Annotated in this window: 14 protein-coding genes; 9 read left to right on the forward strand and 5 right to left on the reverse strand. The window is 71.2% G+C overall.

Translation table 11 applies throughout. The features are described 5' to 3' along the window. Positions 1 to 38: 38 nt before the first annotated feature. Together ACWCP0_RS11960 and ACWCP0_RS11965 are read right to left on the reverse strand one after the other, a co-directional pair. A complete protein-coding gene (locus ACWCP0_RS11960; protein WP_451078695.1) occupies positions 39 to 2021 on the reverse strand; it encodes a phosphocholine-specific phospholipase C in 1983 nt (660 codons plus the stop codon). 159 nt (positions 2022 to 2180) lie between these two features. Continuing rightward, the gene (locus tag ACWCP0_RS11965; protein WP_451078696.1) at positions 2181 to 3608 is read right to left on the reverse strand and encodes an endonuclease/exonuclease/phosphatase family protein; all 1428 of its coding nucleotides are present in this window, start codon (positions 3606 to 3608) and stop codon (positions 2181 to 2183) included. Positions 3609 to 3897: 289 nt separating this feature from the next. Between ACWCP0_RS11965 and gatC the strand changes: the two genes are divergently transcribed. From gatC to gatB, 4 genes are read left to right on the forward strand one after another with little or no spacing between them, the layout of a single operon-like run. Next, positions 3898 to 4194 (forward strand): Asp-tRNA(Asn)/Glu-tRNA(Gln) amidotransferase subunit GatC, encoded by a 297-nt coding sequence (gatC, locus tag ACWCP0_RS11970; RefSeq protein WP_451078697.1) that lies wholly within the window; start codon positions 3898 to 3900, stop codon positions 4192 to 4194. A gap of 6 nt (positions 4195 to 4200) precedes the next feature. Next, a complete protein-coding gene (gene gatA / locus ACWCP0_RS11975) occupies positions 4201 to 5700 on the forward strand; it encodes an Asp-tRNA(Asn)/Glu-tRNA(Gln) amidotransferase subunit GatA (RefSeq protein WP_451078698.1) in 1500 nt (499 codons plus the stop codon). Next, positions 5697 to 5936, forward strand: a complete 240-nt coding sequence (locus ACWCP0_RS11980) for a hypothetical protein (RefSeq protein ID WP_351223343.1) — start codon at positions 5697 to 5699, stop codon at positions 5934 to 5936. The genes gatA and ACWCP0_RS11980 overlap by 4 nt, the downstream gene beginning before the upstream one ends. A 16-nt stretch (positions 5937 to 5952) precedes the next feature. Continuing rightward, the gene (gene gatB, locus ACWCP0_RS11985) at positions 5953 to 7467 is read left to right on the forward strand and encodes an Asp-tRNA(Asn)/Glu-tRNA(Gln) amidotransferase subunit GatB (protein ID WP_451078699.1); all 1515 of its coding nucleotides are present in this window, start codon (positions 5953 to 5955) and stop codon (positions 7465 to 7467) included. Between the two features lie 164 nt (positions 7468 to 7631). On the opposite strand, the gene ACWCP0_RS11990 is transcribed toward gatB, so the two are convergent. From ACWCP0_RS11990 to ACWCP0_RS12000, 3 genes are all read right to left on the reverse strand, one after another. After that, a complete protein-coding gene (locus ACWCP0_RS11990; protein WP_451078700.1) occupies positions 7632 to 8591 on the reverse strand; it encodes an ATP-grasp domain-containing protein in 960 nt (319 codons plus the stop codon). Next, complete coding sequence (locus ACWCP0_RS11995; RefSeq protein ID WP_451078701.1) at positions 8588 to 10012, reverse strand: MFS transporter; 1425 nt, start codon at positions 10010 to 10012, stop codon at positions 8588 to 8590. Before ACWCP0_RS11995 ends, ACWCP0_RS11990 begins: the two co-directional genes overlap by 4 nt. Before the next feature lie 205 nt (positions 10013 to 10217). Then, entirely contained in the window at positions 10218 to 11126 is a 909-nt protein-coding gene (locus tag ACWCP0_RS12000; RefSeq protein WP_451078702.1) for a hypothetical protein, read from the reverse strand. 195 nt (positions 11127 to 11321) lie between these two features. Here ACWCP0_RS12000 and ACWCP0_RS12005 point away from each other — a divergent pair, with 195 nt between their 5' ends. The 5 genes from ACWCP0_RS12005 to ACWCP0_RS12025 all read left to right on the forward strand — a co-directional run bounded on the left by ACWCP0_RS12005 (position 11322) and on the right by ACWCP0_RS12025 (position 20167). Then, positions 11322 to 13418, forward strand: a complete 2097-nt coding sequence (locus tag ACWCP0_RS12005; protein ID WP_451078703.1) for a phosphocholine-specific phospholipase C — start codon at positions 11322 to 11324, stop codon at positions 13416 to 13418. Positions 13419 to 13631: 213 nt separating this feature from the next. Further along, positions 13632 to 16013 carry an MMPL family transporter gene (locus tag ACWCP0_RS12010; RefSeq protein WP_451078766.1) on the forward strand — a complete coding sequence of 794 codons (2382 nt, stop codon included), beginning with the start codon at positions 13632 to 13634 and terminating at the stop codon, positions 16011 to 16013. A 119-nt stretch (positions 16014 to 16132) separates the two neighbouring features. Next, the gene (locus tag ACWCP0_RS12015; protein WP_451078704.1) at positions 16133 to 16699 is read left to right on the forward strand and encodes a GNAT family N-acetyltransferase; all 567 of its coding nucleotides are present in this window, start codon (positions 16133 to 16135) and stop codon (positions 16697 to 16699) included. A 179-nt stretch (positions 16700 to 16878) separates the two neighbouring features. Beyond that, positions 16879 to 17037, forward strand: coding sequence for a hypothetical protein (locus ACWCP0_RS12020; protein ID WP_451078705.1), 159 nt, complete (start codon positions 16879 to 16881; stop codon positions 17035 to 17037). A gap of 97 nt (positions 17038 to 17134) precedes the next feature. After that, the gene (locus tag ACWCP0_RS12025) at positions 17135 to 20167 is read left to right on the forward strand and encodes a helix-turn-helix transcriptional regulator (protein ID WP_451078767.1); all 3033 of its coding nucleotides are present in this window, start codon (positions 17135 to 17137) and stop codon (positions 20165 to 20167) included. The last annotated feature ends 118 nt before the right edge of the window (positions 20168 to 20285 follow it).

Below are 20285 nucleotides of genomic sequence, written 5' to 3' on the forward strand. Positions count from 1 at the left end.
CTCGAAGCAGCCCAGCAGCCCAGCGGCCCAGCGGCCCGTCAGCCTGTCCGCAGCGTGTGCACCGTGCCCGCGTAACGCCGGACGAAGCGCGACCCGCTCGCCGCCGTCACCTCCAGGTCGTATCGCCCGTCGCGCACCTGCCACGTCATCGAGGACCGTCCACCCGGCCCCACCCACACCGTGCGGGCCGCCCTCGCGTCGCCGCCCGGCGTCACCGTGAAGGACACCTCCGAGCGCCCCGGGTTGCCGAACTTCAGCTCCACGGTGGTCCGTTCGGCCAGGCGGCCGCGCAGCGAGGCCGTCACCGAGGGCACCGGCGCGCCCGCCTCGCGGCCCTCGCGGACGACGGTGCCGGAGAAGCGGCGTACGAAACCGTCCCCGCCCATGACCGTGAAGTCGTACCGCCCGTCGGTCTCCGACGTGTCCCAGGTGTACGTCTTCGACGCACCCGGGGCGACGGTGAACGGGGTGCCTGTGAAGGGCTTGACGGCATTCGGCAGCACGGTGAAGTGGAAGGTCTCCGTCCCGTGGTTGGCGAGGGTGCAGACGACCTCCCCGGTCTCCCGGTCCACGGCCACGTCGGCCCACGGCCGGTACGGCAGCGGCCGGTGCGGCCGGGTGCCGGGCTCCTGCGTCGCCATGGACTGTCCGCCGCTCGGCGGCAGCTTCACCGCGGGCAGCGCGTTCGCGGCGTCCGCCTTCGCCATCAGCTCGTTCGTGTCCGGCAGCCACGGAATCGAGTAGTCCGGCCGGCTGAAGTCGAAGCAGGTGGTCAGGTCGCCGCAGACGGCCCGTCGCCAGTCGGAGATGTTCGGCTCGCGCACTCCCGTCACGATCTCCAGGAACCGCACCACCGAGGTGTGGTCGAACACCTGGGAGTTCACCCAACCGCCGCGCGACCACGGCGAGACGGCCCACAGCGGCACCCGGTTGCCGAGGCCGATCGGCCGACCGTCGGCGAACTCCTCCGGAGTCCCCGGCTCCGGCAGCGGAGGCAGGACATGGTCGAAGTAGCCGTCGTTCTCGTCGTACATCAGCAGGAAGACGGTGTGCTTCCACACGTCCGGGTTCGAGAACAGTGACTGCAGCGCCGTGTTCACCCAGTGCGCGCCGTAGTTCGGGCCCGCCTCAGGGTGCTCGCAGAACAGGTACGGCGCCACCAGCCAGGAGACCGTCGGCAGCGTGCCGTCCTTGCAGTGCGCGTCGAAGGCGGTCAGATCGAACTTGGTCATCGCGTTGACGTACCGCGGGTCGTCCTTCGGGAACCGGTGGAACTGCCCGAAGTACGACAGCCCGTTGTCGTCGTAGTCGCCGTACCGCTCGTCCTTCGACGGGTTGTGGTAGACGCGCCAGCTGACGCCCGCCTCCTCCAGTCGCTCGGCGTACGTCGTCCAGTCGGCGACGGGGTTGTCGGTGACCGGCGTGTTGTCGGTCCACGGGCCGGTGGTGCCGTCCTTGCCCGGACCGCAGGAACCGGACCACAGATACAGGCGGTTGGGGTCGGTCGGGCCCGCCTGCGAGCAGAAGTAGGCGTCGCAGATCGTGAACGCGTCGGCGAGCGCGTACTGGTAGGGAATGTCGTCCCGGGTGAAGTAGCCCATGGTGCGCTCGCCCTTGGCGGCGACCCACTTGTTCATCGCGCCGCCGTTGATGGCGGTGTGGCCGGTGCCGTAGTCGTGCGGGAGGTCGGACGCGTTCTGGGCGTTGTACTTCGTCGTGTCCATGCGGTACGGCAGCATGAAGCCGTCGGCGCGGCCGGGAGACGGCTGCTTGAAGACGGAGTCGCCGTTCGGGAAGGTCAGCGCCTGGCGGTCGTCGAAGCCGCGGACGCCGTTCAGGGCGCCGAAGTAGTGGTCGAAGCTGCGGTTCTCCTGCATCAGGATCACCACGTGCTTCACGTCCTTGACGGACCCGCGGGGTCGGGTGGCGGCAGCGGCGGCCGCCTCGGGAAGGCCGACGGCCGCTGCGGCGGCGGTCGCGGCGGAGGCGCCGACGAAGGCGCGGCGGCTCAGCTGGGTCATGGCGTGGGAGTCCTTCGGTTCAGCGTGCGGTGGAGGCGGGAGCGCCCGGCGGCAGGAAAGGACGCCTGGCGGAGGGAGAGAGCGGTTCACCGGAGAGAGCGGCTCAGCGGAGGGGGTGGCTCAGCGGAGGGGTGGCAGCTCATCGGAGGGTGAGGCGCCTCAGTGGAGCGAGAAGGTGACGGCGGGCGCTGCGTGGTCGGTCGGCCAGCCGTTGCCGGCGGTGTCGGGCACCGGGCGCGGCCAGCCGGTGCAGAGCGTGTACGCGCCCTCGACACGCAGCGGCCCGGCGTACTGGACCTGGTCGATCCGGTCCTGCGGCTCGTCCGGGCGCACGGGCGACCAGGTGATGCCCGGCTCGCGCGCGGCCTGCGGGTGCTCCTCGCGGAAGGCGTCGGTCAGCCCGGCCCTGGCGAGGGCGACGGTCACCGGCCAGCGGACCGCGCCGCGGCCCTTGCGGTCGAGGTGCGACGGCGAGGCGAGCCCGGCCGCGAGGACCACCGGCGTCGTACCGGAGGCGAGGTCGGACTTCATCGCGGCGAGCAGCGCGCCCGCCTGCCGGTACCGGACGCTCTTCAGCTCGGCCGCCTCGACCTCGGCAGGGGTACGCCCCTCCCTGCGGGCGTACGGCCCGTACGCGGCCTCGTCGAGCTGCGCCGCCCACAGCCGTACGGTCCGATCGCCCGGCAGTCGGAGGGTCGCCCTCAGCGCCGGCAGATCGGTGAGCGGAGCCGACGTCCCGTCCAGCGGGAAGCGGCTGATCAGCCCCATCCCGGCCGGGGTGTCGTACGCGTACCGGCCCAGCGCGTCGGCCAGCGGCCCCGCCGCGGTGCCGCCGGTCTCCTGGAGCGCCACGACGTCGAGTCCCTGCCCGAGGACGAGCCGGAGGAGCTTCTCGTGGGCGTCGGCGACGTTCCCGCCCGCCTCCCAGAGGTTCAGCGAGGCGACCGTCAGCCGGGCCCGCGCGGCGGCAGCGAGGACCGGGACCTGCACGGTCACGGTGTCGGTCCCGCCCGCGCTGTCCTTCACGGCGACGGTGATCCGTGCCGGGTGCCTGCCCGGGACGGCCGGTGCGGTGCCGCTCACCTTGCCGTCGGACGACACGCCCAGCCAGGAGTCGCCGGACAGCCGCCGGAAGGAAGGTGTGCCGGACGCGTTGCCCTGCGGGCGGATCCACAGCGGAGCGAGCGCGACGGAGACCCGGGAGCCGGGGGCGACGGCGCCGGTCGTGAACGAGTCGACGGCACAGTGCGGGGGTGTCACGGGAGGCCTGACCGCGATGGTGAAGGGGGCGGTCCTCGCGAGGATGTCGTACCCGTCCTCGGCCAGCAGATAGGCGGTGTACGTGCCTTCACCGAGGCCGGTGGTGTCGAGCGTGGCGTCTCCGGAGGCGGTGGTGACGTACGTCCAGACCAGCGAGGAGCCCACGCCGGGCCTGCGGTCGCCGTCGTAGATCCCGATCCAGTTCTTGGGGTGGGGCGCATCGGTGGACCAGCGGAAGGTCAGCCGGTCGCCCTCGCGCGGGCTGGTGGGTGAGAGCAGCGACAGTGTGCTGCTGCCGTCGGCGGCAGCGGTTCCGAGTGGGGACACCTGACCGAAGGTCCTCTCCGCCCCGGGACGACCCCGGCGCCAGAAGTTGTTTGGACAACTTGAGCCAGTGAGTCAGGCGTCGGCGCCATGGGGATGAACGGGACATGACCGCCGACCGGAGAGCGGTGGAATGCGGCGCCCGCGCCGGTCGGACACCGGGCGGGCGGCGCATCGGACACCGGCCCGGGGCGGCCCGCGCCGGTGCGTAGGGGAAAGCGTTTCGCGGGCACCGGGGCGTGGCCCATAGGATTGGGCCAAAACCATCACACTCACCCCTGAGGATCGCTGCATGCCTGGCATCACGCGCGAGGAGGTCGCCCACCTCGCCCGGCTGGCGCGTCTGGAGCTGAAGGACGAAGAGCTCGACCACTTCGCCGGACAGCTGGACGACATCATCGGCGCGGTCGCCCGCGTCTCCGAGGTCGCCGACCAAGACGTACCCCCGACCTCCCACCCGCTGCCGCTGACCAATGTCATGCGCTCGGACGAGGTCCGTCCGTCGCTCACCCCCGAGCAGGCGCTCTCCGGCGCCCCGGCACAGGAGCAGCAGCGTTTCAAGGTGCCGCAGATCCTGGGGGAGGACTAAACAGTCATGACGGACAGCACCATCATCAAGCTCACCGCGGCCGAGATCGCCGCGAAGATCGCCTCCGGCGAGCTCACGGCCGTCGCGGTCACCGAGGCGCACCTTGCCCGGATCGAGGCCGTGGACGAGAAGGTCAACGCCTTCCTGCACATCGACCGTGAGGGTGCCCTGGCCCAGGCCCGTGCCGTGGACGCCAAGCGCGAGCGCGGCGAGAAGCTCGGTCCGCTGGCCGGTGTGCCGCTCGCGCTGAAGGACATCTTCACCACCGAGGGCATCCCGACCACCGTCGGCTCCAAGATCCTCGAGGGCTGGATCCCGCCGTACGACGCGACCCTCACGAAGAGGCTGAAGGCCGCCGACGTCGTCATCCTCGGCAAGACCAACATGGACGAGTTCGCCATGGGGTCCTCCACCGAGAACAGTGCGTACGGCCCGACAGGCAACCCCTGGGACCTGACCCGCATCCCCGGCGGCTCCGGCGGCGGCTCGTCCGCGGCCCTCGCCTCGTACCAGGCCCCGCTCGCCATCGGCACGGACACCGGCGGCTCCATCCGCCAGCCCGCCGCCGTCACCGGCACGGTCGGCATCAAGCCGACCTACGGCGGCGTCTCGCGCTACGGCATGGTGGCCTTCTCCTCGTCCCTCGACCAGGGCGGCCCGTGCGCCCGTACGGTCCTGGACGCGGCCCTGCTGCACGAGGTCATCGCCGGGCACGACCCGCTGGACTCGACCTCCATCAACGCACCGGTCCCGCCGGTCGTCGAGGCCGCGAAGAACGGTTCCGTCGCCGGGATGCGCGTCGGCGTGGTCAAGCAGTTCCGCGGCGAGGGCTACCAGGCGGGCGTCGTGCAGCGCTTCGACGAGTCCGTCGCGCTGCTGCGCGAACTGGGCGCCGAGATCGTCGAGCTGGACTGCCCGTCCTTCGACCTCGCGCTCTCCGCGTACTACCTGATCGCGCCGTCCGAGTGCTCCTCGAACCTCGCGCGCTTCGACGCCATGCGCTACGGCCTGCGCGTCGGCGACGACGGCAGTAGGTCGGCCGAGGAGGTCACCGCCCTCACCCGCGAGGCCGGTTTCGGCGACGAGGTCAAGCGCCGGATCATGCTCGGCACCTACGCCCTGTCGTCCGGCTACTACGACGCGTACTACGGCAGTGCCCAGAAGGTCCGCACGCTCATCAAGCAGGACTTCGAGAAGGCCTTCGAGCAGGTCGACGTGATCGTCTCCCCGACGACCCCGACCACCGCCTTCCCGATCGGCGAGCGCGCCGACGACCCGATGGCGATGTACCTCGCCGACCTGTGCACCATCCCGACCAACCTGGCCGGCAACGCGGCGATGTCGCTGCCCTGCGGCCTGGCCCCGGAGGACAACCTCCCGGTCGGTCTGCAGATCATCGCCCCCGCCATGAAGGACGACCGCCTCTACAAGGTGGGTGCCGCCGTCGAGGCCGCCTTCGTGGAAAGGTGGGGTCACCCGCTGCTGGAGGAGGCACCGTCACTGTGAGCACGTTGCAGAAGGCCAAGGGCTTCAAGAAGTCCAGGACCGGCACGTACCTGTCCATGGGCACCACCGCCTTCGGCGCGATCAGCGTCGTCAAGCAGGTCAAGAAGGCCCGCATGGAGCAGGACACGCTCCGGCTGATCGACGCCGCCGTGTCCGCCGCCGCCATCATCACCGGCCTCGCGCTGCTCTACCGCGAGCTGAAGCGCCTGGGCGACGACGACGTCCTGCTGGGCTGAGAGGGAAAGTTTCATCGTGACCGTCACGACTGACCTGGTGTCGTACGAGGACGCCCTTGCGGCGTACGACCCCGTCATGGGCCTTGAGGTCCATGTCGAACTCGGCACCAGGACCAAGATGTTCTGCGGGTGCTCGACCGAGCTGGGCGCCGAGCCCAACTCGCAGACCTGCCCCATCTGTCTCGGCATGCCCGGCTCGCTGCCGGTGATGAACGCCGTCGGCGTCGAGTCCGCCATCAAGATCGGTCTCGCGCTCAACTGCGAGATCGCCGAATGGTGCCGCTTCGCCCGGAAGAACTACTTCTATCCGGACATGCCGAAGAACTTCCAGACCTCGCAGTACGACGAGCCGATCGCCTTCAACGGCTATCTGGACGTCCAGATGGAGGACGGCGAGATCTTCCGCGTGGAGATCGAGCGCGCCCACATGGAGGAGGACACCGGCAAGTCGACGCACGTCGGCGGCGCCACCGGCCGTATCCACGGCGCGTCCCACTCCCTGCTCGACTACAACCGAGCCGGCATCCCGCTCATCGAGATCGTCACCAAGCCGATCGTCGGCGCCGGTGAGCGCGCCCCCGAGGTCGCCAAGGCGTACGTCGCCGAGCTGCGCGAGCTCATCAGGGCCCTCGGTGTCTCCGAGGCCCGCATGGAGATGGGCCAGATGCGCTGCGACGTGAACCTCTCGCTGCGGCCGAACGGCACCGAGAAGTTCGGCACCCGCTCCGAGACGAAGAACGTCAACTCGCTGCGCTCGGTCGAGCGCGCGGTCCGCTTCGAGGTCATGCGCCACGCGGCGGTGCTCTCGTCGGGCGGCACGATCGTCCAGGAGACCCGCCACTTCCACGAGGAGGACGGCACGACGACGTCCGGCCGGGTGAAGGAGGAGGCCGAGGACTACCGGTACTTCCCCGAGCCCGACCTCGTCCCGGTGGCCCCGTCCCGTGAGTGGGTCGAGGAGCTGCGCGCCCAGCTTCCCGAGCTGCCGCGTGTGCGCCGCAACCGGCTGCGCGAGGAGTGGGGCATCTCCGAGCACGACATGCAGTCGATCCTCAACGCGGGTGCGGTCGACCTGATCGTCGCCACGGTCGAGGCGGGTGCCGACCCCGTGTCCGCGCGCAAGTGGTGGATGGGCGAGCTGGCGCGCAACGCCAACGAGTCGGGCGTCTCGCTCGACGGGCTGGCCATCACCCCGGAGCAGGTCGCCCGGGTGTCCGCACTGGTCGCCGACGGCTCGCTCAACGACAAGCTGGCCCGTCAGGTCATCGAGGGCGTCCTCGCGGGCGAGGGCGACCCCGACACCGTCGTGGAGAAGCGCGGTCTGAAGGTCGTCTCGGACGAGGGCGCGCTCGGCGCGGCCGTCGACGAGGCGATCGCGGGCAACGCCCCGATCGCGGACAAGATCCGCGGCGGCAAGGTGGCGGCGGTCGGCGCGCTGGTCGGCGCGGTCATGAAGGCCACCCGCGGCCAGGCCGACGCGGCTCGGGTGAGGGAGCTGATCCTGGAGAAGCTCGGCGTGACCGAGGGCTGATCCACGGCTGTACGCAGCTACGCAGTGCCGTGCAGAGCTGCGCACCTGTACGGGCGGAAGGGCGGGGCACCGAGAGGTGTCCCGCCCTTCGCTCCGCCCGGGCGGCCGGCGACTGTGGGGTGCCGGGGTGCCGGGGTTCCGAGTGCGGCGTGCAGGGTGCCCGGTCAGGGCCTGGCAGCCGCCGCCAGCCGGCCGGTGATGCAGTCGATCAGCGCGTCCGCGACCCGGGTACGGTCCGGTTCGGGCAGGTCCTCGTACGCGGCCGAGATGGTCATCCACTCGTTGAAGACCGGCCCGGCCGGCGACAGCAGCCAGTCCACGCACAGATAGGGCGCATCGAGGCTGCGCGCGAGGCGCTCGCTCATCTCCGCCACCGCGACCGGTACCCCGTCGGCCTTGTCCAGCGCCGAACCCGTCCCGCCCTCGCTGACGTTGGCCAGATAGCTGCCCCCGGCCGGCTCGCGCAGCAGCGCGGCGACGAATGTGCCGTTGTGGACGTAGACCCGTACGTCACCGGAGTTGCGGCGGAACGGCTGGATGATGCAGCCGAGCGCGCCGGGCGTGAGCAGATCCACGGCCGCGGTCAGCTGCTCGAAGGTGTCCGCCTTGAGGACGCCGTACCCCATCGCCATCTCGCGGGGCTTCACGACATAGCCCTCGGAGCCGTCCATTCGGGCGGCGACGGTGGAGAGGGCCCTGCGCGCGTACCGGCCGAAGGGGACGGACACGGTCGGCAGGACGGGGAGACCGAGCGTCCCGGCGTGGTGGTGCATGGCCAGCTTGTCGTTGCCGAGCGTCTCCGGGTCCTTGATCCCGTCGTTGAGCAGGACGCTGCCGGAGGCCCGGATCGTGCGGGCGACGGCCTGGAGGTGGCGGCCCGCGCCCGCGTCCCAGGTCCAGGAGGACAGGATGAAGCCGCGGCGCTTGCCGAGGAGATCGGTGTCGCCCTGCCACAGGCGAGGGCCGTCGTTCCAGGCCGGGACGATCTCGTTGGCGTGGACGACGGTGAGGTCGAAGCCTCTGGATCTGAGGAGGTCGACGCGCTCCGAGCCCTCGCGTCTGAGCCGTTCCTGGACGACGGGGTCGTAGTTGTCGGGGCAGGTGATCCAGACGAGCTCGGTCATATGCGCTCCTTCGTGGTGGCTGCGTCGTCGGCGGCTGCGTTGTCGGTGGCTGCTTCTTCGGCGGCTGGGGCATGGGCGATGGGGGTGCCGGTGACCGGGCCCTCGGTGACCGTGTCCTCGGTGATCCGGTCTTCGGTGCCCTGGTCTTCCGTGGCGGCATCCATGGGCAGAGTGCGCAGGCCGCGCAGTGGGGAGAGGAGAAGCCAGACGATCGCCAGCGAGGTTCCGGCCGCGCCGACCCACACGGCCTGGCGCACGCCGACGAGTTCGGCGATCGCGCCGCCGCACAGCGCCCCCAGCGGCCGTGCTCCCCAGGCGCAGAAGCGCACCGTGGCATTGACCCGCCCGAGCAGGGCGGCCGGGACACTGCGCTGCCGGAAGCTGACCTGGGCCACGTTGTAGAGGACGAGCCCCGCCCCGAACGCGAAGCTGGAGAGGCTGACCAGGCCCAGTCGCCATCCCGGCTGGACCAGGGCCGAGCACAGGGTGAAGGGTGCGGCGACGGCGACGCTCAGCTTGATCGTCGTGCTGTCGCCGAGGGTGTCGATGATGCGACGGGCCACGAAAGTGGCGCCGAGACCGCCGAGGCTGCCGAAGGTGAACAGCAGCCCGATCGTGCCGGCCGGTACGGCCAGGTCCTGGGCGAGCAGGACGAGGAGCATCGCGTACCCCATGCTCCAGAACAGCGTCATCGTGGTCGAGCAGCAGACCAGTGGGCGCAGGAACCGGTCGGCCAGCACGTACCGCACACCGTCGGCGACGTCCCGGAACAGCCGGGTGTCCTTGTCGCGGACCGGTGCGGGCTCATGGTCCCTGATGAACATGAGGCACACCGCCGACCAGAGGTATCCGACGGCGGTGCCGATCAATGCCAGGGGAGCGGTGGTGAGTTGGATGACGAGTCCGCCGGTGCCGGGGCCTGCGACCGCTGCCACCTGTTCGACGCCGACGAGTCTGGCGTTGGCCGAGACGAGCTGCTGGGGTCTGACGAGGTGCGGCAGGAAGCTCTGGTCCGCGACGTCGAAGAAGACGGTCAGTACGCCGGTCGCGAGCGCCGCGGCGCACAGGTAGCCGATCGACAGGTGTCCCAGGGCCCAGACGACCGGCACGCTGCCCAGCACCAGGGCCCGGCCGAGATCGGTCGTGATCATCACCGGCCGCTTGCGCAGCCGGTCCACCCACGCCCCGGCGGGCAGGCCGACCAGCAGGAAGGCCGCGGTCTGACTGGCCGCCACCGCACTCACCTCGAACGGCGACGCATGCAGCGTCGTCGCGGCGAGCAGCGGCATCGCCAGACTCATCAGCCAGAAGCCCAACTGACTGAGGGACTGCGCGAGCAGGAGCTGTCGTAATCCCTTGCCGCCGGACTTCGTGTGCCTGTGCGGGTGCGTCCGCGCCTGCTTCTGCATCGCCGTGCTCACCACCGTGCCTCGGGGACGCGCCGGGGCACGCCGAAGTACGGGCGCGCAAGGCGATCACGTCAGGGGGGTCAGGGCGTGCAGAATCTAACGGCCCGGAAACATCCGCACAAGGCATCACAGAGCGGGTGAGAGTGGACTGAGAGATACCGCTTCTCGCGCGCCCGCGCGGTTCACCCGCGCACCGACCCGCGCGGCGGTGAGCGCGTCAGTACGTCCGTATCCCCAGGCCCGGGAGCCACAACTCGCCCCGGTCATTGACGCCGACGTCCCGGGCCACCAGCTCGTCCGGCGACACCGCGCCCCGGCCGCGCAGCTCGGCGACGGTCAGCCGCGCGGCGGCGCCCGCCGAGCGCTCGTCCGCCTCCAGGAACGCCGACTGCCACCAGCCGCGGTCGCTCGTCTGCCAGCCGTGCGCCCTCATCTGCAGCTCCCGCTCCGGGCCCTGCTGCGCGTCCCGGTCGTCGACGGCCACCCCCAGCCCTTCGTCCGGGCTGTACGACACGACCAGATGGCGCCCCCAGTCCCGGCTGGACAGGATCGTGAATCCCGCCCAGTCGCCCGGCACCTGCACGGGCAGCTGCTCGACCCATGCGGCGAGCATCAGTTCCAGGGCGGCCTCAAGATGCTCCCAGCACCCCGCGAGACGGGCGCCGGGCCGGGTCGCCGGACGCTCGCCCGGCCCGCCCCGGTACAACTGCCAGCAGAACGGCAGCAGATCGAAGTCGTGCGGCTCGGCCGTCGACCAGGCGCCGCCGCATTCGAAGTTCCGGAGCTCCTCCGCCTCGAGCGCCTCGGGCCGGTGCACCGAGAGCCTGGCGCCGAACCGGTCGCCGGACAGCAGCACCAGCCGGCGGCCGTCGCGCCAGCGGACGCTGGGCCCCTGCGCCGATCCCCCGTAGAGCGTCGGCTCACCGATCCGGGCGACGATCGCGTCGTACACCACACGGAAGTCCTCGCGCCGCTCCACCGGCGTCGCGCCCGTCTCGTAGGCCACGACCGTGACCGGTGGGCGGCCGAAGTGTCCCCCCGGAGCGTCGTGCAGCTGCTCCGCGAGCACGGCCGCCTCCTCGGGCGTCCTGACGGTGATGGTCTTCGATGCCCCCGTATTGGTCATGTGTCCATGCTGCCAGGCGTTGCTGACAACGCTGCCAATTCCAGATCTTTGCATTCCCCGATCGGGTGGCGTGATCTCGCCCGGGCTGTCCGGAAGCACCTCTTGGACGTTCATTCGGCAGTCGTCCACGGGTCTTTCCTCCGCCATCTGCTCTCACTAGCTTCCGGGCGGTAACGCGCGACTCAGGAGGATCACTTGGCCACGGACATCTCACGGCGACGGCTGTTCGCACTCGGCGGAGGCGCCCTCGGTGCCGCGGCGGCCGGGTCCCTGCTGCCGCCCTCCCTGCAGGCCGCGCTCGCCGCCGAGCCGCCGTCCGGCGGTCTGCACGCGATCAGGCACGTCGTGATCCTGATGCAGGAGAACCGGTCCTTCGACCACTACTTCGGCACCCTGCGCGGTGTACGCGGCTTCGGCGACCGCAACGCCGTCGAACTGCCCTCGGGGAAGGGGGTCTTCGAACAGCCCGGCCCGCTGGGCGCCGTGCTGCCCTTCCCGGTGCGCGACGCCGCCGAGACCCAGAAGAAGGACCTGCAGTACATAGGCGACCTCGACCACTCCTGGGGCGGCGGCGCCAAGGCCTGGCGAGACGGCTGGATGGACGGCTGGATCTCGGCGAAGACCGCCGCGACCATGGCCTACTACGACCGCCGTGACATCCCGCTGCACTACGAGCTCGCGGACACGTTCACCATCTGCGACGCCTACCACTCCTCGATCCACACGTCGACGAGCCCCAACCGCAACCACCTGTGGAGCGGCTGGACCGGCTTCGAGGCCGACGGCAGCCGTGCCGTGACCAACGCCGCGTACGCCGAGGGCAGCCACCCCGGCTACGCGTGGCCGACGTACGCCGAGCGCCTGGAGAAGGCCGGCCGCAGCTGGAAGACGTACCAGGAGTGGGAGAACTTCACCGACAACAACATCGAGTTCTTCACCACCTTCAAGAAGATCGCGCGGAAGGCCCTCGCCGAGGCCGGCGACTTCACCTTCATGGAGGCCTTCTACGCGAAGGTCCGCGACACCTCCGACACGGCCGAGCGAGCCCGGCTGCTCGCGGCCCTGGAGGAGGGCGTCGCGACGCTCACCCGGGAGGAGCGCTCGCTCTTCGAGCGCGGGCTGCGGCGCGGTGAGACCGGATCGCTCGCCGATCAGTTCCGCACGGACGTGGCGGCGGGCACGCTGCCCGAGGTGTCGTACCTGGTGCCGTCCGCGATCGACTCGGAGCACCCGGGCTCGTCCTCGCCGATCGCCTCCGCCACCCTCGTCTACAAGGTGCTCGACGCCCTCGGCTCGCACCCCGACGTCTGGCGGCACACCGTCGTACTGATCAACTACGACGAGAACGACGGCTTCTTCGACCATGTGCCGCCGCCGGTGCCGCCCGCGGACAACACGGAGGAGCGCTGGCAGGGCAAGCCCACCGGTCTCGGCATCCGCGTGCCTCTGCTCGTGGTCTCGCCCTGGACCGTCGGCGGCTATGTCTGCTCCGAGGTCTTCGACCACAGCTCGGTGATCCGCTTCCTGGAGAAGTGGACGGGCGTCGAGGAGCCCAACATCACCGCCTGGCGGCGTACCGTCACCGGCGATCTCACCTCGGCCTTCGACTTCCGGCGTGGCCGACCGCTGCCCGATGTGGAGCAGCCCGGAGCGATCCCGTCGTTCACGGGCCGCTGGCGGCCGCAGCCGCCGCTGGTGCAGCACATGCCCGTGCAGGAGCCCGGCAGCCGGCCCGCGCGCCCGCTGCCGTACCAGCCGGACGCCTCGGCTCGGCTCGGCGACGGCGCGCTGACGGTCGCGCTCAGCAACACCGGGCGCGCGAGTGCGCACTTTGCGCTCTACCCGTACGCCGGTGAGTTCCCCGTCCCGCAGCACACGGACGTCCGGGGCACGGCGCAGTGGAACGTGCCCCTCACCGGGGAGGCGTACCGCTTCACCATTACCGGGCCGAACGGCTTCCGCCGCGAGTTCGCGGGCCGTGCCGCCGGCGCGGGCGCCGAGGTCACCTCGCGCATCGACCACCACGACCGCGACCTGCACCTCACTCTCCGGAACAACGGCGACCGGGCCATCACCTTCACGGTCCGCCCGCTCGGCTACGTCGACGACGAGGATCTGCGGGACTGGACCCGCCGGCTCACGGTGAAGCCGGGCAGCAGCCGCACCGTCGTCCACTCGGCGGCCGACGCACACGGTTGGTACGACGTAGAGGTCACCGCGGACGCCGACACCGGCTTCCGCCGGCGCCTGATGGGCCACATCGAGAACGGGCGCCCGAGCGTCTCCGGCTGACGCTTCGGGGTGCGCGGGAGCAGGACCTGAGTCCCCTGCTCCCGCGCGTCTGTGTGAGTATCGCCACGAATCGGGCAAAAGATCGCTAACGATCATTATCGCCTGAGAGAGTGACTTCCCGAAGGTCATGTGTTCTTTACGGGCATTTCCCAGTGAAGACCCACGAACCACCAGGGAGCCCGTCCGTTGGCAACCATTGCCCGGTGGTGCATCATGCACCGCCTTGTCGCCGTCCTGCTCTGGCTGCTCACTCTCGGCGGCGTCTCGGCCGCCGCGGCCTTCGCGGGTGCCGCGTACTCCAACGACTACGAGGTCCCGGGCACCGAATCGGGCCGGGCTGTCGCAGTCCTCGAGGATGCCTTCCACGGACGGGGTGGCGCGAGCGACACCATCGTCTGGCACACGCCGCAGGGCACGGTCGGCGCGGCCGCCGTCAAGCAGCGCATGTCCCGCGCGCTCGACGAGATCGCCGGGCTGGACGGCGTCGCCTCGGTCACGGGCCCGTACGACGCCGATGCCGGGGCCGAAGCGACGGCCAAGGAGAAGGCCAAAGCCCAAGCCGGAGCCAAGGAGAAGGCCAAGAGCAAGGCCGAGGCCCAGGGCGAAGCGGACGCCAACAACACGAGCAGGACACGCAGTTCCGGCGAGGAAGCAAAAGCCGGCCGGACGACTGAAGCGGATAAAGGTGGCGATGGGCGCGCCACCCTCTCGTCAGGCGACGGCCGGATCAGCGAGGACGGTCGCACCGCCTACGCCACCGTCACGTTCGACAAGCAGACCGACGACATTCCCGTGCAGCAGGCGCGGGCCGTCATCGACACCGCCAAGGCCGCCGAGGACGGCGGGCTCCAGGTCGAGCTCGGCGGCAGTGTCACCGCACTGACCGAAGCGCCCTCGGGGCACATCGCCGAGGTCGTCGGCGTGGCCGTCGCCGCCGTCGTCCTCTTCCTCGCCTTCGGCTCGCTCGCCGCCAGCCTGCTGCCCATAGCCACGGCACTGGTCAGCGTCGGCACCGCGTACGCCGGCATCGTGCTGCTCGGCCATGCCATGGACGTCGCCGACTTCGCGCCGTTGCTGGGTCTGCTGATCGGCCTCGGAGTCGGCATCGACTACGCCCTGTTCATCGTGACCCGGCACCGCAAGGGCCTCAAACGCGGACTGCCCGTCGCCGAGGCCGTGGAGAACGCCGTGGCGACCACGGGTCGAGCCGTCGTCTTCGCCGGAGCGACCGTCTGCATCGCGCTGCTCGGCATGCTGGTCCTGCGTCTGTCCTTCCTCAACGGCGTGGCGGTCGCCGCCTGTCTGACGGTCCTCCTCACCGTCGCCGCATCCGTGACCCTGCTGCCTGCGCTGCTGTCCTTCATCGGGATGCGTGCGCTGAGCCGACGCGAGCGCCGCCGGCTCGCCGGACGCGGCCCTCGGCCCGAGCTCCCGACCGGCTTCGCCGCCCGCTGGTCCGCTTTCGTCGAGCGCCGTCCGAAGCTGCTGGGCGCGATCGCGGCCGTGGTGATGCTGGTGCTCGCGCTGCCCACGTTCTCGCTCCATCTCGGCACCTCCGACCAGGGCAACAACCCCGCGTCCAGCACCACCCGCAAGACGTACGACCTGATCGCCGACGGCTTCGGGCCCGGCGTCAACGGCCCGCTCACCCTCGTCGCCGAACTCGACGGCGCCGACGACCGGCTGGCGCTGAACGGTCTCCCCGGCACGCTCCGGGACACCCCGGGCGTCGCGTCCGTCGGGCCCGTCACGTACAACGGCAGCGCCGACACCGCCTTCCTCACGGTCGTGCCGGAGACGTCGCCGCAGTCGCAGGAGACCAGCGCACTCGTCGACCGGCTCCGCGACACCGTCCTGCCGGCCGCCGAGAGCGGTACGTCCCTGGACGTCCACGTCGGCGGGGTGACCGCGAGCTACGACGACTTCGCCGGGGTCATCGTCGGCAAGCTGCCCCTGTTCGTCGGGGTCGTCATCGCGCTCGGCTGTCTGCTTCTGCTCCTTGCCTTCCGGTCCCTCGGCATCCCGCTCAAGGCGGCCCTGATGAACGTGGCGGCCGTCGCCTCCGCCTTCGGCATCGTCGTCGCCGTCTTCCAGTGGGGCTGGGGCAGCGAACTGCTCGGCCTGGGCAGCGCCGGCCCGATCGAACCGTTCCTGCCCGTGATCATGGTCTCGGTGCTCTTCGGGCTCTCGATGGACTACCAGGTCTTCCTCGTCAGCCGGATGTACGAGGAATGGCTGGAGACCAAGGACAACCGGCGGGCCGTCCGGATCGGCCTCGCCGAGACCAGCCGCGTGATCAACTCCGCGGCGGTCATCATGATCTCCGTATTCCTCGCGTTCGTCCTCAGCGGCGACCGGGTCATCGCCATGTTCGGCATCGGCCTTGCCGCCGCCGTCGCCCTGGACGCCTTCGTCCTCCGCACGCTGCTCGTGCCCGCGCTGATGCACCTGCTGGGCAGCGCCAACTGGTGGCTGCCCCGATGGCTGGACCGGCGACTGCCGCGGATCAGCATCGAAGCTCCCGAGAGCCGCACCCGCACCCATGCGAAGATCCCCGGAATGCGGGTGAACGAGGACAGTCCGCTTGCGCGGTAGTCCGACACTCCCACGTCCCGCACCACCGGGAGCGGGATCACCGGGGCCGGAATCACCGGCTCCCGGACCACCGGGTCCCGCACCACCGTGAATCCGACACCACCACGTGAAGGAGCGGCATGTTCTCCATATCCCTCGCGGACGGCGCTGAGCTGCAGCCCATCGGCCCCTGGCAGGCCGAGGAGTTCCTCGCCCATGTCGAGCGGGCCCGTGAGTATGCCGGGCCCTGGGTGCCGTTCATGGCCGGAGTGACCGATCCCGAGTCGGCCCGCTCCTTCCTCCAGAACTTCGCCGACAAGCAGGCCGCCGACACCGGCAGTCTCTACGTGATCCGGCACGACGGCACCCTCGTCGGCGGAGTGCTCTTCCGGGTCTTCGACACCCGGACGGAGTCCTGCGAGGTCGGCGTCTGGCTGGAGCCTTCCGCGGCCGGCCGCGGACTGATCACCCGCGCCGTCGAGCACCTCGTCGACTGGGCCGTGGACGAGCGCGGCATGCACCGCGTCGAATGGCTCGCCTCCGCCGCCAACCACCGCTCCATCGGTGTCGCCGAGCGACTCGGCTTCACCCGTGACGGAGTCCTGCGCGAGAGCTTCCCCTGGCAGGGCATCCGCCATGACATGGAGGTCTGGTCCGTCCTCGCGCCCGAATGGCGCGAACGACGCGCAGCGAAGGACCACCACTGAGTTCCGACGGGGGTGCCTTAGGGCGGACCGGGGCACCGGGCCCGGCCGTCTAAGGCACCGCGGCCGCAAAGATGCGGCACTCCCCCGATGTGGTCGCACCCCCTGGGAGACGAGAGTTGAGGCATCGCAGAACGCGAGGCTCCCACGAGCCGCCGAAACCTCGTCCTCAGGAGAACCCCATGCTCGACTACGAGATCCACAAGCTGCACCAGGCCGAGTTGATCCGCCGTGCCGACGAGGAGCGGCTGGCCCGCCAGGTGCGCCGGAACCGCCGGTCCGCCGAGAACGAACCCGAAGGGCGGGTGAGTACGCGGGGCGGGTTCGAGCGGGCCGCCTGAGGTCCGCGCCGTGTCGGTCGTCCCGACGACGGCAGCCTCGGCTGCCGGTGCCGGTGCCGGCGCGATAACCGGTGCCGCCCAAGTGGACGGATGTGCGATGCTCGGCGGCGTGGAGACCAGGTCCGTCAGCCCCGTCTTCGTCGGTCGCGCCGACGAACTGACCACACTCACCGATGGGTTCGCCCGCGCCGTCGCGGGCGAGCCGCAGGCGTTCCTCATCGGCGGCGAGGCCGGCGTGGGCAAGACACGGCTCATCGAGGAGTTCCGCGACGAGGCCTGCCGCGGGGAGGTCGTCTTCGCCATCGGCGGCTGTGTCGAGATCGGCGCCGACGGGCTGCCCTTCGCCCCCTTCTCCACTGCCCTGCGGAGCCTGTTTCGGCAGCTTCCGGACGAGTTCGCCGCGGCGGCCGCCGGGCGTGAGGAGGAACTCGCCAGACTCCTCCCCGAGATGGGCGACTCGTCGCGCCAACCGGGCAGGCACGACGAGGAGAGCATGGCCCGGCTCTTCGAACTCACCGTCCGCCTCCTGGAGCGGCTGGCCGCCGAGCGTACCGTCGTGGTCGTGCTGGAGGACCTGCACTGGGCCGACGCCTCCACCCGCCATCTCCTCGCCTACCTCTTCCGCACCCTGCGCCGCGGCCGGCTCGTCGTCATCGCCACCTACCGCGCCGACGACATCCACCGCCGCCACCCTCTGCGGCCCCTCCTCGCCGAACTCGACCGGCTGCGCACCGTCCAGCGCATCGAGGTCCCCCGCTTCAGCCGGGACGAGGTCGCCCGCCAGATGGCCGGAATCCTCGCCGCCGAGCCGGCCCAGTCCCTCGTCGACGACATCTTCGAACGCTCCGACGGCAACGCTTTCTTCGTCGAGGAACTCGCCGTCGCCACGCACAACGGCAACTCCTGCTCCGGACTGACCGACTCCCTGCGCGATCTCCTGCTCGTCCGCGTCGAAGGGCTGCCCCAGCACGCCCAGCGAGTCGCCAGGGTCGTCGCCGAAGGCGGATCCACCGTCGAGTACCCACTGCTGGCCGCCGTCGTCGGGCTGGGCGAGGACGAGCTGATCGAGGCACTGCGGGCCGCCGTGGGCGCCAACATCCTGCTCGCCACCCCGGACGGGGACGGCTACCGCTTCCGTCACTCGCTCGTGCGCGAGGCCGTCAGCGACGATCTGCTCCCCGGCGAACGCTCGCGGCTGAACCGCCGCTACGCCAGGGCGCTGGAAGCCGACCCGGCACTCGTCCCCGCCGACCAGCGCGCCGCCCGGCTCGCCAGCTACTGGTACCACGCGCACGACGCGGCCAAGGCCCTCCCCGCCGTCCTCCTCGCCTCCGTCGAGGCGCGCCGCCGGCACGCCTACTCCGAACAACTCGGGCTGCTGGAACGGGCGATGGAGCTGTGGGACGACGCCCCCGAAGACGTACGGGTCGACCTGCGGCCCGCCGACTACGCCGAGGTCTACCCTCCGTGCGGCTGCGACCCGGCCACCACCCCGCTGCGCTACCTCGACCTCATGGCCGAAGCTGCGGTCGCGGGCCGGCACAGCGGCGAGAGGGAACGCGCCCTGACGATCACCAAGCGGGCGCTGCGGCTGCTGGAGCGGGAGAACGACGCGCTGCGCGCGGCCTGGTTCTGGGTGCAGCGCTCCCGGCTGATCCAGAGCCAGGGCCGAGGCGACGGCTGGAGGGAACTCGCCACCGCTCAGGAGCTGATGCGCGGACTCCCGCCGTCCGAGGTGCACGCAGAAGTCCTCGCCAGTGTCGCCGGCTGGTCGATGCTGCACGAACCCGGGCCCGACGCCCTCGCCGCTGCCGAACGCGCCGTCGAGTACGCCCGCATGGTCGGTGCCCGCGAGATCGAGATGACGGCCCGGATCACCCTGGGCGGCCTGTTGGTCGACGCGGGTGACGTCGAGGCCGGCCTCGCCGATCTGTACGAGGTCAAGGAACGCGTCGCCGAACTGGGCTTCGCTTCCCTGGTGGGCCGCAGCCATGTGAACCTCCCCTCCAGCCTGGAGGGCGTCGGCCGATCCGGGGAAGCGGTCCGCATCCTCGAAGAAGGCCTTGTCCTGTCCAGGAAGTACGGACTGCTGGACGTCGAAGCGTGGGTGTGGGGCAATCTGTCCGAATCGCTGTACGCCCTCGGACGCTGGGACGAGGCGGCGGAGGCCGCCGGGCAGGCCGAGCGCGTCGGACACAGCGCCCAGCCGCGCGGCGCCGGGGCCGGACGGCTCGCCTATCTGGCGCTCGCCCGGGGCGACATGGCCGAGGCCGCCCGCCGGCTCGCCGCCGCCCAGGACCACTACGGCACCCACGACCCGCAGCCGCAGCAGTCGCTGCCCCTCGCCCGCATCGCGGTCGGCGTCGCCGCCGGCGAGGGCCGCATTCTCGACGCCCGCGCCGAACTGGACCGGGCCGTGGCCGCCGGCTTCCCGCCCGGCACCCAGCGCTATGCCTGGCCGCTCCTGCTCTCCGCCGCCGTCGCCGAGGCCGACGCCCGCGGGCTGCCCGCCGCCGCGCCGGGCCGCGCCGAAACCCTGTCCCGCATCAAGCGCGCCGCCAAGGCACTCCCCACCTGCGCGGCGGTCTGGACCGCCTACGAGCAGTGGCTCCACGCCGAACTCCTGCGCGCCGAGGACCGGGACACCCCTGACACCTGGTCCGCGGTGCTGGCCGCCTTCGCCACGGTCGACCGCCCGTACGACGTGGCCCGCGTCCGCCACCGCACAGCCGAGGCGCTGCTGGCCGCCGGGGAGCGCGACAGCGCGGCCGAGCTCCTGCGCCGGGCCCACGAGACCGCCGAGCGCCTCGGAGCCCGTCCGCTCGCCGAAGCCGCCACGCTGCTCGCCCAGCGCGCCCGTCTACGGCTCACCGGTCCCGGTGCCGAGGCCGTCCCCGCCCCTGCCGCACCCGCCCCGGCCGAGGACCTCGGGCTGACCCCCCGCGAACAGGACGTGCTGCGCCTGGTCGCGGCGGGCCGTACCAACCGCCAGATCGCCGAGGAGCTCTACATCTCACCCAAGACCGCGAGCGTCCATGTCTCCAACATCCTGGCCAAGTTGGGCGTGACCGGACGAGGCGAAGCAGCGGCGCTCGCCCATCGCCTCCACCTGTTCCCCGCGACAGCCTGAGCGCGCGGCACCGCGCCGCACGGCAGCCGTAACCGGGGGAGAGACCTCGGCGCCCGGTGCCGCCCGACGGGCCCGGGCCGTCCTCAACGCCCGGTGGGCCCGGGCCGTCCTCAACGCC

It is taken from the genome of Streptomyces sp. NPDC001970, from assembly GCF_053594115.1.